At 33.4% G+C, this 16216-nt stretch carries 15 protein-coding genes; 11 read left to right on the top strand and 4 right to left on the bottom strand.

All coding sequences use genetic code 11. The features are described 5' to 3' along the window. Nucleotides 1–51 precede the first annotated feature (51 nt). Together fdhF and ACMC9J_RS05505 are read left to right on the top strand one after the other, a co-directional pair. Nucleotides 52–2109 (top strand): formate dehydrogenase subunit alpha, encoded by a 2058-nt coding sequence (gene fdhF, locus ACMC9J_RS05500; RefSeq protein WP_019266527.1) that lies wholly within the window; start codon nt 52–54, stop codon nt 2107–2109. Between the two features lie 6 nt (nt 2110–2115). Next, the gene (locus ACMC9J_RS05505) at nt 2116–3324 is read left to right on the top strand and encodes a Coenzyme F420 hydrogenase/dehydrogenase, beta subunit C-terminal domain (protein ID WP_019266526.1); all 1209 of its coding nucleotides are present in this window, start codon (nt 2116–2118) and stop codon (nt 3322–3324) included. A 74-nt stretch (nt 3325–3398) separates the two neighbouring features. On the opposite strand, the gene moaA is transcribed toward ACMC9J_RS05505, so the two are convergent. Both moaA and mobB read right to left on the bottom strand, forming a co-directional pair. Beyond that, on the bottom strand, nt 3399–4328 hold the full coding sequence (gene moaA, locus ACMC9J_RS05510) for a GTP 3',8-cyclase MoaA (RefSeq protein WP_427003018.1): 930 nt from the start codon (nt 4326–4328) through the stop codon (nt 3399–3401). A gap of 4 nt (nt 4329–4332) precedes the next feature. Further along, nucleotides 4333–5382 carry a molybdopterin-guanine dinucleotide biosynthesis protein B gene (gene mobB / locus ACMC9J_RS05515; protein WP_019268081.1) on the bottom strand — a complete coding sequence of 350 codons (1050 nt, stop codon included), beginning with the start codon at nt 5380–5382 and terminating at the stop codon, nt 4333–4335. Nucleotides 5383–5771: 389 nt separating this feature from the next. Between mobB and ACMC9J_RS05520 the strand changes: the two genes are divergently transcribed. From ACMC9J_RS05520 to ACMC9J_RS05560, 9 genes are all read left to right on the top strand, one after another. After that, nucleotides 5772–6233, top strand: a complete 462-nt coding sequence (locus tag ACMC9J_RS05520) for an indolepyruvate ferredoxin oxidoreductase subunit alpha (RefSeq protein ID WP_019266523.1) — start codon at nt 5772–5774, stop codon at nt 6231–6233. Between the two features lie 2 nt (nt 6234–6235). Next, entirely contained in the window at nt 6236–7333 is a 1098-nt protein-coding gene (gene fwdF, locus ACMC9J_RS05525) for a tungsten-dependent formylmethanofuran dehydrogenase subunit FwdF (RefSeq protein WP_427003019.1), read from the top strand. Nucleotides 7334–7341: 8 nt separating this feature from the next. Further along, nucleotides 7342–7572 (top strand): 4Fe-4S binding protein, encoded by a 231-nt coding sequence (locus tag ACMC9J_RS05530; protein ID WP_019266521.1) that lies wholly within the window; start codon nt 7342–7344, stop codon nt 7570–7572. Between the two features lie 11 nt (nt 7573–7583). After that, a complete protein-coding gene (locus ACMC9J_RS05535) occupies nt 7584–8153 on the top strand; it encodes a molybdopterin dinucleotide binding domain-containing protein (protein ID WP_019268082.1) in 570 nt (189 codons plus the stop codon). Further along, a complete protein-coding gene (locus ACMC9J_RS05540) occupies nt 8143–9519 on the top strand; it encodes a formylmethanofuran dehydrogenase subunit B (RefSeq protein WP_019266520.1) in 1377 nt (458 codons plus the stop codon). Before ACMC9J_RS05535 ends, ACMC9J_RS05540 begins: the two co-directional genes overlap by 11 nt. Before the next feature lie 6 nt (nt 9520–9525). Then, nucleotides 9526–11238 (top strand): formylmethanofuran dehydrogenase subunit A, encoded by a 1713-nt coding sequence (locus tag ACMC9J_RS05545; protein WP_019266519.1) that lies wholly within the window; start codon nt 9526–9528, stop codon nt 11236–11238. A gap of 5 nt (nt 11239–11243) precedes the next feature. Then, nucleotides 11244–12119, top strand: a complete 876-nt coding sequence (locus ACMC9J_RS05550) for a formylmethanofuran dehydrogenase subunit C (protein ID WP_019266518.1) — start codon at nt 11244–11246, stop codon at nt 12117–12119. 159 nt (nt 12120–12278) lie between these two features. Beyond that, the gene (locus ACMC9J_RS05555) at nt 12279–12572 is read left to right on the top strand and encodes a DUF2097 domain-containing protein (protein ID WP_019266517.1); all 294 of its coding nucleotides are present in this window, start codon (nt 12279–12281) and stop codon (nt 12570–12572) included. A gap of 144 nt (nt 12573–12716) precedes the next feature. Then, nucleotides 12717–13007: a DUF2097 domain-containing protein gene (locus ACMC9J_RS05560; protein WP_019266516.1), complete on the top strand. Its 291-nt coding sequence runs from the start codon at nt 12717–12719 to the stop codon at nt 13005–13007. 5 nt (nt 13008–13012) lie between these two features. Here the strand turns inward: ACMC9J_RS05560 and ACMC9J_RS05565 are convergent, their stop codons facing one another. Continuing rightward, nucleotides 13013–14692: an NrpR regulatory domain-containing protein gene (locus ACMC9J_RS05565; RefSeq protein WP_427003020.1), complete on the bottom strand. Its 1680-nt coding sequence runs from the start codon at nt 14690–14692 to the stop codon at nt 13013–13015. A gap of 88 nt (nt 14693–14780) precedes the next feature. After that, a complete protein-coding gene (gene glnA / locus ACMC9J_RS05570) occupies nt 14781–16139 on the bottom strand; it encodes a type I glutamate--ammonia ligase (protein ID WP_049780222.1) in 1359 nt (452 codons plus the stop codon). Between the last annotated feature and the right edge of the window lie 77 nt (nt 16140–16216).

A 16216-nucleotide genomic window follows, 5' to 3' on the forward strand; every position in this document is an offset into this window, starting at 1 on the left:
CATGCTTCTTATTATTTATATTATTTAAATAAATTATTTGGAGATTATAAAATGGTTGAGATAAAATATGTCCCAACAATTTGTCCATACTGTGGTACTGGATGTGGACTTAACTTCGTTGTAAAGGATGATAAAATTGTAGGTGTTGAACCATATAAAAGACACCCAGTAAATGAAGGAAAAGTATGTCCAAAAGGTAACTTCGGGTATGAATTTATTAATAGGGAAGATAGGTTAACAACTCCATTAATCAAAGAGAATGGAGAATTTAGGGAAGCTTCTTGGGATGAAGCTTTAGATTTAGTTGCTAATAAACTTAAAGAAGTATCTGATGAAGATCCAAATAAAGTTGGATTCTATGCATGTGCTCGTTCACCAAACGAAAACATTTACATTACTCAAAAATTAGCTAGGGTAGCTTGTGGTACTCAAAACGTTGATCACTGTGCACGTATTTGTCACGGACCTACTGTAGCTGGGCTTGCTACTACCTTTGGTTCAGGTGCTATGACCAACGGATTTGACAGTATTAAAGAAGCAGACTACATATTCTGTATTGGTTCAAACAACATGGAAGCACACCCATTGTTTGGCCGTAAATTGATTCAAGCTCAAAAAAATGGTGCTAAATTGGTTGTTTTAGATCCAAGATACACTCCAACTGCTAAAATAGCTGATGAATATGTACAATTCAAAACAGGTACTGACGTAGCATTAATGAATGCTATGATTAAAGTTATTATTGATAATGACTTGCAGGATGACGAATTTATTAAAAACAGAACAAAAGGTTTCGATGAACTTAAAGAAACAGTACAAAAATACGACCTTGAAACTGTATCTGAAATCACTCATATTTCACCTGAAACCATTGAAGAATTAGCTATTGAATATGCTAAAGCTGATAAAGCAGCTATTGTTTACTCATTAGGTATTACTGAACACTCTCACGGTGCAGATAATGTAATGTCTACTGCTAACTTGGCTATGTTAACCGGTAATATTGGAAGACAAGGTACTGGTGTAAACCCATTAAGGGGACAAAACAACGTACAAGGTGCTTGTGATATGGGTGCATTGCCTTCTGATTATGTAGGTTACAGAAAAGTAGCAGATCAAGAAACTACTGACTGGTTCAACGAATACTATGGAACAAACCTTCCTGCAAAACCAGGTTTAACATTAGTTGAAATGATGAATGCAGCTCACTCCGGTGACTTAAAAGTATTATACATCCATGGTGAAGATCCGGTACTTTCTGATGCAGATATTAAACATACTAAAGAAGCATTAGCTAATTTAGATATGTTAATTGTTCAGGAATTATTCATGACTGATACTGCACAATGTGCTGATGTTGTTTTACCTGCAGCAGGTTGGGGTGAACAGGAAGGAACATTTACCAATGGTGAAAGAAGAGTACAATGTTTACACAAAGCTCAAGAACCACCTGAAGGTGCAATGTTAGATTGGAAAATTATGGAGGAAATTGCAGTTAGAATGGGAGTTCCAAGAGAAAAATTCCATTACGAATCTGCTGAAGAAATCTTTGAAGAAATCAGAGAATGTGCTCCAATCTTCGCTGGTATGAACCGTGAAAGATTAGACACTCCTGAAGCTCTTCACTGGCCATGCCCATCTGTTGACGACCCATGTCAACCATTAATGCACAAAGATAAATTTGCACATCCTGACGGATTAGGTATTTTCCAAGCATTAGAACACAGAGGTCCTGTAGAAGTTCCTGATGAAGAGTATCCATTGTTATTAACTACTACTAGGGTTTTATTCCACTATCACGCAGCTATGACTAGAAGATGTAAAACTTTAGACAACGAAGTTAAAACAGGATTTATAGAAATCAACACAGAAGATGCTAAAGAATTAGGAATTATCAATAATGAGATAGTTAAAGCTAGCTCCAGAAGAGGAGAAATTGAAATTCCTGCAAGAGTAACTGATGACATTAAGAAAGGTATTGTAAACATACCTATGCACTTTACTGAATGTGCAGCTAACATGTTAACCAACTCTGATTCTTTCGATCCAAAATGTAAAATGGTAGAGTTAAAAGCTTGTGCTATTAAAGTAGAAAAAATTGAGGAGTAGATTTAAATGGCTGTAAAAAATAGCGACATGTATTATGCATACTCTAACAATGAAGGTATTAAAGAAAAAGGTGAATACGGAGGAGTAGTTACAACTATCATGAAACATCTTTTAGAAAATAATGTTGTTGATGGTATTGTAGCTGTAAAAGAAGGATTTGACTTATATGATGCGATTCCATGTCTTATAACTGATCCGGAAGAAGTTATTAAAACTGCAGGTTCAATTCACTGTGGTACTGTAAACTTAGCTAGTTTCATATACAAATACCTAGACGGTTGCAGAGATATGAAAATAGCAGTTACATGTAAACCTTGTGACGCAATGTCTATAAGAGAATTAATGAAAAAGGGCAAAATCATTGAAGACAACGTCATAATGATTGGAGTAAACTGTGGTGGAACATTACCTCCTGTACCAACTATGCAAATGATTAGAGATGTTTATGAGTTAGACCCTAGTGATGTAATTAAAGAAGAAATCGCAAAAGGTAAACTCATTATGGAAACTGCAGAAGGGGAAAAAGGATTCGGTATTGAAGATTTAGAAGAAGACGGTATGGGTAGAAGAGAAAACTGTCAAAGATGTGATTTAAAAATACCAAGTAATGCAGACTTAGCATTAGGTAACTGGGGAGTAATTGGTCCTTTAGCAGGAAAAGCTACTTTCGTTGAAGTATTCTCAGATAAAGGTGCAGATGTTCTTAATCAAGTGGTTGAAGCTGAATTAATTACAGTTGAAGAACCAATTGAAAAAGGAATTGCAATAAGGGACAAAATTAATAATTTCATGCTTTCAGCATCTGCAAAGAAAAAAGAAGAAGATTATGCAGGTACTTCCGGAGATATTATCGAAGTATTCAAAGAATATGAAGATGAGTTTTCTAAATGTATGAAATGTTATGGTTGTCGTGAAGCATGTCCATTATGTTTCTGTGAAGACTGCTGTCTTGAAGCTGAAGGTCCTGAATGGGTACCTGGTGGATACACTCCTGCAGCACCATTCTTCCATTTAACCCGTATGGTGCATATGGTAGATTCATGTACTAACTGTGGTCAATGTACTGAAGTTTGTCCTTGTGAAATACCTGTAGCTAAAGTATGGAGTACAGTAAACAACAAAATCCGTGACGTATATGGATACATCCCTGGATTTGACAACGGGGAACCAATTCCACTTACTGAACACAAACCAAAAAATAACTGGAAAAAATAGAGTTTTTACTCTATTTACCTCTTTTTTTTTAAAAAATAAATTTGAAGACAATAGTCTTCTGTTAAAAATAGTTTTTAACTGTTATAAGGTTCTCTTTTATTAATGCCTTTAATGAAAACTTCTTTTAATTCAGAATCTGTTTCATTATTTCGTATATGTGATATTAATTCTACCAGATTATCATTTCTAAGCAGGCAGGGTTTTATTTTTCCGTCTGGAGTTATTCTTAATCTGGTACAGTTTGCACAAAAGTCACTGTTTTCAATTGGTTTTACTACTTCAATTTCTCCGCCGTCTATGAAGTATTTTTTACGGTTTTGCATAAATTCACGTGTTTTGACTTCATCACATATGGAAAGCAGTTTTTCATTAACGGGATCTAAATTATAATGATATTCCCGGCTGAATTTTTCATCATCACAGTTTTCACTGTCCATCAGTTCAATAAGCTGAAGTATAATTCCATGTTTTTTACAAAATTCAAACATTTCATCTATTTCATTTTCATTTATTCCTTTCATTAAAACCATATTGATTTTAACTGGATAAAGACCGACTTCAACAGCTTTCAGAATTCCATTTTTAGCAGATTCAAGTAAGTTTTTAGCAGTGACTTTTTTATAGGTTTTGGGATTTAATGTGTCTAAACTGATATTTACTCTATTTAATCCTGCATCTTTTAAATCCTTAGCATACTTTCCAAGCAGTGTTCCATTTGAAGTAATAGATATGTCCTCAAAATCAAGACTGGCTATTTTACTTACAATTTCGACTATATCTTTTCTTATTAAAGGTTCTCCACCTGAAAGCCTTATTTTTCTGACACCAATATTTTTAGCTATTTTACAGATTCTGTAGATTTCATCTGCATTCATTTCATCGTGAGAATCGTTCATCCCGTCATGATGGCAGTATAAACAGTTTTCATTACATTTGTTTGTTATTGTAATTCTTAATGAAAGTATTGGCCGTTCATATTTGTCTTTGATAGCTTCTGTACTCATAAAATCATTTTTTAACAGTTATATTAATAGTTTCGATTTCACTGATGTTTATTTCTCCAAGTTTCAGTGATTTAATCATACCATATATTGTTTCTTTTAGGATGCCTTTTACAAATGCATTAATATTAACTTCTTTATTGTTTACTGTAAGGCTGGCTTCACTTTCTTCAAGATTTTCCTGATTTATTTCAGAAATATCGACCTGTGCAATTCTTGCATCTTCATCAGTGTTAAGTGAACTGATCATTCCAAATACTGAGTTTGCAACGAAGTTATTGGTATGATGATTTAAGCTAATTTCCTTATTGTTTATTAGAACATTAGCTTCCACTTTTGGGTTCAAGTCAATGTTATCTTCATTGTTTATTATTAGTTCGACTTTATTAATATCCTTTACCCCATATTCCTCGATATGCAAGGTTTTTATTATTCCAAGGACTGTTTTTTTAATAAAATCGCTAACAAATTCATTTAAACCAATAACTTTGTTGTCAATTGACATAAATGTGTCAACTTTATCCAGGTCTTCGGTTTTTATATTCCCTTTTATGATTTCTTTAGCTATTGCATCTCCATCATTAAATCCGCATTCATCTAAAAAGAGAGTATCTACAATGTCATGACCTTTTTCTTCAACAGTGTCTACTAACTCAGATACACCTTCAGAAGTTATTGAAAAGGAATCTACTTCAGCTATTGTATATTCATCAACTACATCAAGAGATGTTACTATTTTCGGATAATTGTAGCTTTTAAATCCCTCAATAACTACAAAATCAACATTATCCATAAATTTAATTAAAAACAACAATCTGTTTAATTCTAAAATATCTCTTACATTAAAAAATGATGTAGATCCGATTCCAACAACAACATTTGATCCTGCTAGCTTATGTCTCCAGGTATCAGTATGTTCCCTGTCCATTTCCATTTCATGGTGGGAATGTTTTATGGAAGCTACATTATATCCTCTTTTGGTAAGTTCTTCAATAATCTTTACAGTTAAAGAAGTTTTTCCAGTATTTTTTCTACCTACTACAGATACAATTTTCATAGTAAAACCTCACTTATTTATTATTATGTATAATCTAGTTATTATAATAGATGTGTAGTTACTCCACATTTTCCCAAATTTTAGTTTTTCCTTAATTTTTTATAGATTTTGTAATATATTTTATTATTTTTTTATTACTTTTTTAAGAAAAATAGTCGATATTACTTTTTTTCAAATCGTATTTTAAACATTATATGTTTAATTAAATTATTTTAATAATTTTTATAGCTATATAACTATTTTAATCGATTCTTTTTTAAATTAAAGTATTTTAATCTTTTTAACTAATTTTTTTGTTGTTGTATTAGCACAGTTATATATATTACTTTCGACTTGTTTCTAGTAGACAAGTATATATTAATAATAAACAAAAGTTTATATCATTACACATGGTGGTTGATATGCCAAAACATATTGCATCTGGTTTGAAATATTTAGCTGCAGTAAAGCTAAAGGAGCAAGGTGAAAGCCAACAAGCAATAGCTAATGAGTTAGGTATTGATAGGTCTACAGTATCCCATTATTTAAATGGCAGTAATTTATCCTGGAATTCTATAGACGTAGCTAAAACTATCACAGACTTAACTCCTAGAGATTTCTTAAGAATGACTAATGCAATATTTAATGAACCTGAACAAAGCCGTAAAATTGTTTCTATATGTAATGATAGGGAATTTGAAGCAGTTGTTGCAGATTCATGTATCGGTTGTGGCTTATGTGTAAGCATGTGTTCTATGAAAGCTATTAAATTAGAATCGTTAAAAGCACATGTAGACTCCATACAATGTTGCGGTTGTCAGCTATGTAAAGATGAGTGCCCAACGAATTCTATTAAAATTTTGGAGATTTAATAATGATTAAAAATAAAAAAGAAGCTATAGACAATAACTTTGCTATTACAAGGGCAGCTGAAGAAGTAAGAAAGTTGTCTTTTAATGACCAGATTTGTCTTGGATGTGGAGTTTGTGAATCTACTTGTCCTGTTGAAGCAATTACTTTAAATCCAATTGCTGTCGATGCTCGTCACAGACGTTCCAATGATATTTACTTCAGTGGTCATGAAAAAATAGCACAAAATTTCCATGCTGAATTTGATGTTCAAAAAATCAGCATTGATGAAAACAAATGTGTTTTATGTGGTATGTGTAGTGGATTATGTCCAATAGATGCATTAGTTTTAACTATTGATGATGTTCCAATTAGTGAAATTGAAGCATATCCTCATTACAACTCTTATTCTAAAATCGATGATGATAAATGTATTTACTGTAAAAGATGTGAAACTGCATGTCCTCAGGATGCAATTACTGTCATGAGAAAATTACCAGAACGTCAAAACCTTGTATCTGGTGAAATTAGTGTAAGTGATGATGATTGTGTTTACTGTGGAGTTTGTCAGGAATTATGTCCTGCAGAAGCAATTGTAGTAGATAACACTACCGGTCAAGAATCTATTGTAATTGACAAAGACAAATGTGTATACTGTCTTGTATGTAAAAGATCATGTCCTGTTGATGCTATTTCTGCAGTATGTAGAGCATGTTCCTATGGTGAATATGATTTCAAAGCTGAAAATGAAGTTACTACTGGTAGTTCAGTTATTGATGATGAACTTTGTGTATACTGTGGATGGTGTGAAGGAGTATGTCCAACTGACGCTATTGAAACCAACAAACCATTCAAAGGTACTTTAGACATTGATCAAGAAGCATGTCAAACATGTGGTGCTTGTGTAGATACCTGTCCATGTAATGCTTTAGCATTCCCTGTTTCTACTGCACCAGGTCAAAGATTAGACCACATTACCAAACATGATCAATATTGTATCCGCTGTAAAGCTTGTGCTAAAGCATGTCCAAATGGAGCTATAACTGTTACAAGAACTGAAATAGACCACACTCCTATAAAATCTGTAACATGGCTCGATGCATTCGATGCAATTAAAAATTAGGTGATTTAATGGAACTTAAAGTTAATCAAGATAATTGTTTAGGATGTGGAATTTGTGTAATTGCATGTCCTGTTAACGCATCTATCAGTCCTGAAAATGCAGGTGGTAACGGTGCAAAAACTGATGAAGTAGTTACTATGGTCGAAAATGGATTCATTAAAATTTTCTCACCAGATAAATGTGAATTATGCGGAACTTGTCAAATGTTCTGCCCTGTAAATGCTATATGGATTGAATAGGAGGAAGAATTATGCATTATGCTAATACTTATTTATCAAAACCTGTTGTTCCTGATGTAGAAATTGTTGGTGATGGAAAGACCAAAGTACTTAAATGTATGTTAAATACTGGTTCTGACATTTATCAAGGAGCTTGTAAAAAAAGAGGTTCTACATTAAAAGAAGAATATAAAAATGCTTCTGGAACTTGTTATATGGACCCAAGAGATATGGGTAAATTAGGTGTAAAAAACTGGGATACTGTCCTTGTTAAAACTGACTGGGGAGAAGTTGTAGTAAATGCTGCAGTATCCAGAGATGCACCTCACGAAGGAACTGTTTTCATTTGTAAAGGTCCTTGGGCAAATACTGTTGTAAGTCCTGATACTTACTGCTGTTCTGACCCAACTTACAAAGGTATTCACTGTACTGTTGAAAAAACAGACAGAGAAGTATTACTCATGGCTGATTTAATGAGATGGGTTTACAAAAAATATGTTGATTCCGACGACGATGATGTTGTTGAACACATGGAATCATTAGGAGAAAGGCCAGTATATAAAGGCCGTAAATGGGAGGAGTTGATTGATCATGACATATGAGCCACCTGTAACTGATTATGATTACATCGTAGAAAACTGTACTTGTGCATTTTGTGGATGTAACTGTGATGATTTAGATTACTTAGTTAAAGATAACCATGTTGTTGCTGTAAGGCATGCTTGCAGATTAGGTGCAAGTAAAGTTATGGAAGATATGGACCAAAGATTATTAGTTCCTATGATTAGGGATGAAGACGGAGAACTTATGGAAGTAGATTGGGATACTGCTTTAGATAAAGCTGCAGGATATATTGCTAACTCTATCAGGCCAGTATTCTACGGTTGGTCTGAAACTTCCACAGAATGTATGAAAGAAGGATTGGAATTAGGTGAATACATAGGAGCAGTTTTAGATAACCAAGCTACTATCTGTCACGGTCCAAGTTTACAAGCTGTGCAAAATGCAGGTTACCCTATTCAAACTTTAGGGGAAGTTCAAAATAGGGCAGATGTGGTTGTTTACTCTGGAAGTAACGCAATGAACTCTCACCCAAGACATGCAGCTCGTTATGCTATTTTCTGTAGAGGATACTTCAGACAAAGAGGTAGATTCGACAGAACTGTCGTAACTATGGATCCAAAATTCTCTGATACTGCAAAAATTTCTGATAAATGGATAGGATTCGAACAAAATGGAGATTATGGTTTTTATAATGCTATCAGAGCAGTATTAAGAGGAAAAGAAATATATCAAGATACTATTTCCGGAATTCCTAAAGAAGATATCTATGAATTAGTGGAAGAAATGAAAAATGCTGAATTTGGTGTTTTATTCTTCGGTTTAGGATTAACTCACACATTATCCAAACAAAGAAACATTGATATAGCTATTAAAATGATTCAAGACTTAAACAAATACAGTAAATGGGGTCTTACTCCAATGAGGGGTCACTTTAACGTAAATGGTTTCAACATTTTCATGGCTTTCGAAACCGGATTTGCATTTGGTGTTGACTTTGCTAGAGGTTATACCAGATACATGTTAGGAGAAACCAACACTATCGATTTATTAACAAGGGAAGAGCCTGACTGTTTCATGGTTATTGCAGCAGACCCTGGTGCTCACTTCCCTAATGGTGCTAACCAACATTTAGCTAACATTCCTGTTATTCAAGTGGATATTCACTGGGGACCATCTACTGAACTTGCTGATGTAGTATTACCTGGTTCATTTATTGCAGTAGAATGTGCTGGTACCAGTTATCGTATGGACGGAGTTCCTATTTACATGAAAAAAGCAATTGATAAACCTGAAACATGTCGTGACGACGAATGGATTATCAGAGAACTTAAAGAAAGAGTCATGAAACTCAGAGAGGAGCCAAACGTAGCTCCAAAATATGTGCCTAATCCAAACGCATTATAAGGTGATATGATGGAATTTATACTTAAAAATGGTATTGTTTATGACCCAGCTAATGGAATAAATGGTGAGAAAAAAGATATCATGGTTAAAGATGATATCATTGTTGAAGAAGTCTCAGCTGATGCAAAAGTCATAGATGTTACTAATAAAATCGTTATGCCTGCTGGGGTAGATCCTCACGCTCACGTTGCAGGTCCAAAATTAGTTGTAGGTAGATTATACAGACCTGAAGATTCAAGAAGGGGAGTTACTCAAAAAACAAAAGTTACAAGGGCGGAATCTGGTTTTTCCATTCCAAGTTGTCCATCAACTGGTTACAGATACTCCAGATTAGGTTATGGTACTGTTGTAGAAGCAGCTATGCCTCCTCTTGAAGCAAAACACACTCACGAAGAAATTGCAACTATTCCAAACATAGACATTCCAGCTTTAGCATTATTTGGTAACAACTGGTTTGTAATGGAATATGCAAGAGAAAACAATATTGAAGACTTATCTGCATTTGTATCTGCATGGTTAAAAGTCTCCAAAGGTTATGGTGTTAAAATCGTAAACCCATGTGGTAGTGAAGCATGGGGTTGGGGTATGAACGTACACGGATACAATGATAAAGCACCTTACTTTGATGTAACTTCTAGAGAAGTTGTAACTTCTTTAGCAAAAGCTAACGAAAAATTAGGTCTTCCTCACTCTATTCACATTCACCCAAATGATTTAGGACACCCTGGTAACGTACCAACTACTCTTGAAACATTAGATTCTCTTAAAAATATTAAGAAAAGTCCTAAAGCAGATATTAGGGATCAAGTTGTACATATCTGTCACCTTCAATTCCATTCATACGATGGAACCAACTGGAGAGATGCAAGTTCCGGTGCAGAAGAAGTTGCTAAATACATAAACGGTCATGACCATGTAACATGTGATATCGGACAAGTAACTTTAGATGAAACAACCACCATGACAGCAGATGCACCAATGGAATATGACTTGTTCAAATTATCCGGATTAAAATGGGCTAACAAAGATATTGAATGTGAAACTGCAGCAGGTATTATTCCATGTATCTACTCTGGTAGAAGTCCGGTTGGAGCACTTCAATGGGCTATTGGTTTAGAATTGTTCTTACATCTTAAAAACCCATGGCAAGTATGTTTAACTACTGACCACCCTAACGCAGGTCCATTCATAAGATATCCAAGAATTATCTCCTGGTTAATGAGTAACCAAAGAAGAATGGAAATGATTGAAAACGGTGAAGTTCACAAATGGGTACAAAAAAGAACTACTCTTCCAACTCTTGACAGGGAATACGACTTCAATGATATTGCAATTATTACAAGGGCAGCACCTGCAAAAATCTACGGTTTCAGAGACAGAGGTGCTCTTACTCCGGGATACAAAGCAGATATTGCTGTATATGACATAAATCCTAATGAAATTGATCCATCCAGACAATATGCAGAAATTGAAAAAGGTTTCTCTCTTGCTGATTACACAATTAAAGATGGTCAAATCTTAGTAAAAGATAAAGAAATTGTAAAAGTTAAAGAAAGTCAAAACATATGGGTTAATGTACAAGGATATGAGCATGAAGAACAAAATGTTATTAATAAAATCATGCCGTTCTTTACTCAATATTACTCCGTAAAATGGGAAAACTATCCAGTACATGATCATTATGTATCAAATCCTATAAGGGTAGATGTTAAAAGATAAAAAGGGTGTTTAATTTGAAAACAATAACATTTGATCAATTAAAAACTTCTTCAATCGCTTTAGAATTTGATGAATTAATTCCTGATGAAATTTACGGATGGAGCGAAGAAGATTTTGCAAAATATGAAGTACCTATTGGAAACTCAAGATTCCCAATTACTGATTTCTTTGATATTACTGTAGAAGGTGATGCAGAAGGACCTAATGATGTTAAAATGATCCTTAACGGTGACTTAAACAGGGTCAAATACATTGGTTGTAATATGAGTGGAGGAGAAATTATCTGTAATGGTAATGTTGACCTTCATGTAGGTGCAGAAATGAGTGGCGGATCCATCTATGTTCATGGTAATGCTGCAGCTCATGCAGGAAGAGAAATGTCTGGAGGATACCTTGAAATCGACGGCGACACTAAAGAATTTACCGGAGCTTCTTACATTGGTGAATGGAGAGGTATGACTGGCGGTAAAATCGTTGTTAAAGGTAATGCTGGTAAACAATGTGGTGAATGTTTAACTGGTGGAAGAATTCACGTTTTAGGTAACTGTGATATTTTAGCTGGTATTCACATGACTAAAGGTATTATTGAAATTGATGGTGATGTAAACCGTTGGCCTGGAGGTCAAATGAAAAACGGTAACATTGTCATTCACGGATTCCTTGGAAGATTACTTGAAGGATTCGTTCTTGAAGGTGTTGTCGACGACCCTGAAATTGACGGTGAAGTATTTGAAGGAAAATACATCCAATACAAAGGGGACATTGGTCTCAATGGTAAAGGTGCTTTATACTTAGATGCTGAAGCTAACAGGGAAAAATTAGCTCATTATAACGAGCTTGACGACGAATATACTTCAATTAGGGAATACAGGAATTTATAATTCCTCTTTTTTCTTTTTTTTAAAAAAGGATTTAATCAATAATTATTTGATTTAATCAATATGTTTAAATATTGTTTTATTATAAATTATTATTAATAGTAATAATTTTAAACCTTGTAAACTGATTTATAATTATTGTATGGTTTTATGTGTGATAATATGGTTAAAGAAATTAAGATGTCTGCTGATGAAGCTATCGAATATGTAAGAAACAATGTTCAAATAAGGGATATTTTAGAAATATCATACAATCGTATTTTTGCTCCAGGTGAAGTGTTAAATATAATTTCAGAAGATGAAGAAACTGGTGAAGGTCTTAGAGTTAGTTTACAATTAAATGGTGAAATTTTAAATCAGGCTGTTGATGTTGATTTTAATGAGATTAAAGATGATCTTTTGGAATTGCGTCATATTAAAGATGGTAAAATAACAATCGTAGAAGTTTACGAATAGATTTTCTATCTCTTTTTTTATACTTTTTATTTTTTATACAGCTGTCCTTTTTTGAAAAATTATTTTGTTTTATACATTACAAACAAAGTTTTATATTATAAGAGATATAACTAATATTTAATAATATAAAATGAGGTGTTTTCCATGAAACAATTAAGTTTATCTCCAGACGATGCTGTTGAATATTTAAAAAACAATGTGAAAATCCATGATAATTTAGAAATTTCCTATAATAGAATTTTTGGAAGTGGTGAGGTTTTAAACATGGACTTTTCTGAATATTTTGGAAAACCAGGTTTTAAAATGCTGCTTTCATTAGATGGAGATTCAATTAATCCAACTATTGAAATTGATGTTTATGAAATTAAAGACGATTTAATTGAATTTATTCATCATCCTGTTGAAGGAGATGAAGTGGAAGTTACTGTAGTTTAAAATAGCTACAGCCTATCCATTTTTTCAAATTTCATTAATTTTGCAATAGCTTTAACTTCAACATCTATGTCCTTTTCTTTAAGAGCACCAATCAGGTTAAGACCGCTGCCTGCAACAACACCAAAATTATAATTATCTACTTTAGCATTATAGGTTAATTCTCTTGGTTTGCCTATTTTATAAATTGAGAATCCAATATTCTTTAAGATGTTTAATAAATGTACTGCATAGTCTCTTGAAATGTAGGGGATTTCTTTTAAACTGGCTAATATTTTATTGGATCCTATATTTCTTGTTATTGAAGTCATGTTTTTAGCTATGAATATTTTGTGGGGATCAACAGAAGATCCGTTATATGAAATCAGGTCAATAAATAACGGAGATTCGTTTAATTCCAGTAATCCGCCATATTTCGGATTGCTCATTATTCCATTGCTTATTAAAAGTCCATCAATACTTAAACTGCATATAGTAGCTATTCCTACTTTATTATAATCTGTAGGATGTTCTACAAGCTGGTAGTAAGGATTAATGTATTTAGGATTTGATTCATAGGTTTCTTTCATAATGTCTAGTGCTTCTTCCAGATTGTCTTTTTTAATATATGAAACATTTACTATGATGTTTCCTTTTCTGGTTTCTACATTGAAATTAACTTTCTGAATCAGATTCCATGATTTTGAAAGTAAAAAGGGAGTTTTAGCATGAACCTTGTTATCAGCATGTTTTAATATTTTTTTAACATCAGCTATTGGGGACAATGTTTCAAATTCTTCAATTTCTTCAGCTATTTTTATGTCAATATCATATCCAAGTTCCTGAGCTGCGCAAAATGGAGTTACTCCTCCACTAATAGCTATTCCAACCATTCCTTCAGGTACCGGAATTCCCAGTGTGTTTTTTCCTTCTTCAGAAACAGCCATTACTCCTCCAATTCCAAATTTTTCTAATTTGTTTATTATGTTTATGGTGCGTTCCCGCCCTACACTTGGGATAAGGCGAAAATTAGCAGGTATTGTTCCGTTTCCAGTGTTTATTACATCCAATACAGAAGTCATTCCCGGAGCTACAAATGCATCAAGAGGAGTTACAGATGTTTTTTTATAGGAAATCAGTTCTGTAAATTTTGTTGGAATGTAATCTTTGATTTTAACTAATCCTCCATATAATGGAATTGTAGGTATTCCTTCATTCAATAGGATTCCATCAATTGTAGTTCCGCAAATTGTTTTTATCTGAATTTCTTCTTTATTGGTATCTGCTTTTAAATTTATGTAAGGACTAACACAAAGACCACTTTTGAAAACATCTTTGATTATATTAAATGCTTCTTCATCATAAATGGTTGAAGTGTTTACTACGACATTTCCTGTCTGGTTTATGTAGTTGAAGTTAGTTAAATAAATCATTTCTTCAAATTTTGAATAAATGAAATCAACCTGATCATAGATTAAACCTTTTTCAAGTTTTTTTCTACCTAATTCTGTAATTTGTCTGCCGGAATATCCCATTCTTTCAGTATATCCTTTTTCATCAAGAATTTGCATATGGTAACGAACAGCACGTTCACCTAAGTTAAAGCCCTTATTTTTTAGTTCCTGTGCTATTAATTTAGAACCAGTAGGTTTATTTTGTTCATTCAATATTCTTAAAATTTCAATTATTTTGTGTTCTGATTCTGACATAAAAAGCTCCCTTTTCTTAAATATAATCATGCCTAATTTTACTTAAGAATCATTATATTTAAAAAAAATAAAAAAAGTATATTTAGATTTAAATATCTAAATATTTGTTTTGTTCGTATCCGAATACTTGTACACGATATTCGTCCCATTCTTGATATTTGAGCTCTAAGAATTTTTCACTGATATGGTCTCCTAAAGCAGATAATATTAATGGGTCTTCTTCAAGTGCATGGTAAGCTTCCCATAAACTGGATGGTAAAACTTTAATTCCCATAGCTTCCCTTTCTTCTTCAGTTAATGAGTAGATGTTGATTTCAGTAGGTTCTCCAGGATCAATTTTATTTTGAATACCGTCAATACCTGCTTCTAACATTACTGCAAATGCTAAATATGGGTTACATGCTGGGTCCGGTGCTCTGTATTCAATACGTGTTGCTTTACCACGAGCTGCTGGTACTCTGATTAATGCAGATCTGTTTTTAAGACCGTATGCTCTGTATACTGGAGCTTCATAACCTGGTACTAAACGTTTGTATGAGTTTACAATCGGGTTGGTAATTGCAGTCAATGCTGGAGCGTGAGCAAGTAATCCTCCCATAAAGTGAAGTGCATCTTTGGATAATCCGGTTTCACTGTTTGGGTCAGAGAATAAGTTCCTGTCTCCTTTAAATACGGATTGGTGACAGTGCATACCACTACCGTTTACACCAAAGAATGGTTTTGGCATAAAGGTTACTCTGTAATCCATTTGGTCAAAGGTAGCCATGTTGTCTACAATAGCTTTAATAGCTTGTTTGAATGTAATTACAGCATCTGCAGTTTTTAAAGCATCTTTAAATTTAAATGCAATTTCGTTTTGACCAGGTCCTACTTCGTGGTGAGAAGCTTCTACTTCGAAATCTAATTCTTCTAAGTTTAAGGTTAATTCTCTTCTGAAATCAGGTCCTTTGTCTAAAGGTTCAACATCAAAGTATCCTGCTTCATCGTAAGGCATTGGATAACCTTCATCATCAATATCTACAATAAAGAATTCTGGTTCTGGACCAATGTTATATTGTAATCCCATTTTTCCAATTTTAGCTAAGGATTTTTTCAAGATACCTCTTGGATCTCCAGCAAATGGTGTTCCGTCAGGAGTCCAGACATCACAGATAAATCTACATACTGCAGATTCTTCAGGTCTCCAGGATAATCTTGAGTAAGTATTTATATCAGGTTTAAGAACAAGGTCACTTTCATTAATTCCTACGAATCCTGCAATTGAAGATCCGTCAAATAACATACCTTCAACAAATAAGTCTTCCATTTCTTCTTCTTTAAATGGAATCACGATATTTTTAGCAGTTCCATTTATATCAACAAATTGTAAACGGATAAATTTAATATTATCCTCTTTCATTTGTTTAATTACGCTTTCCATTAATTCTTCGTTAACTTTTTCAGTCATTAAATCATACTCCATAAATTTATGGATATTAGTTTCAAAAGGTTAGTCGGAAATTACCTTCCTCCCTTGGCAATACA

This window comes from Methanobrevibacter intestini (assembly GCF_047402955.1).
In the GTDB taxonomy this organism is placed as follows: Archaea; Methanobacteriota; Methanobacteria; order Methanobacteriales; family Methanobacteriaceae; genus Methanocatella; species Methanocatella intestini.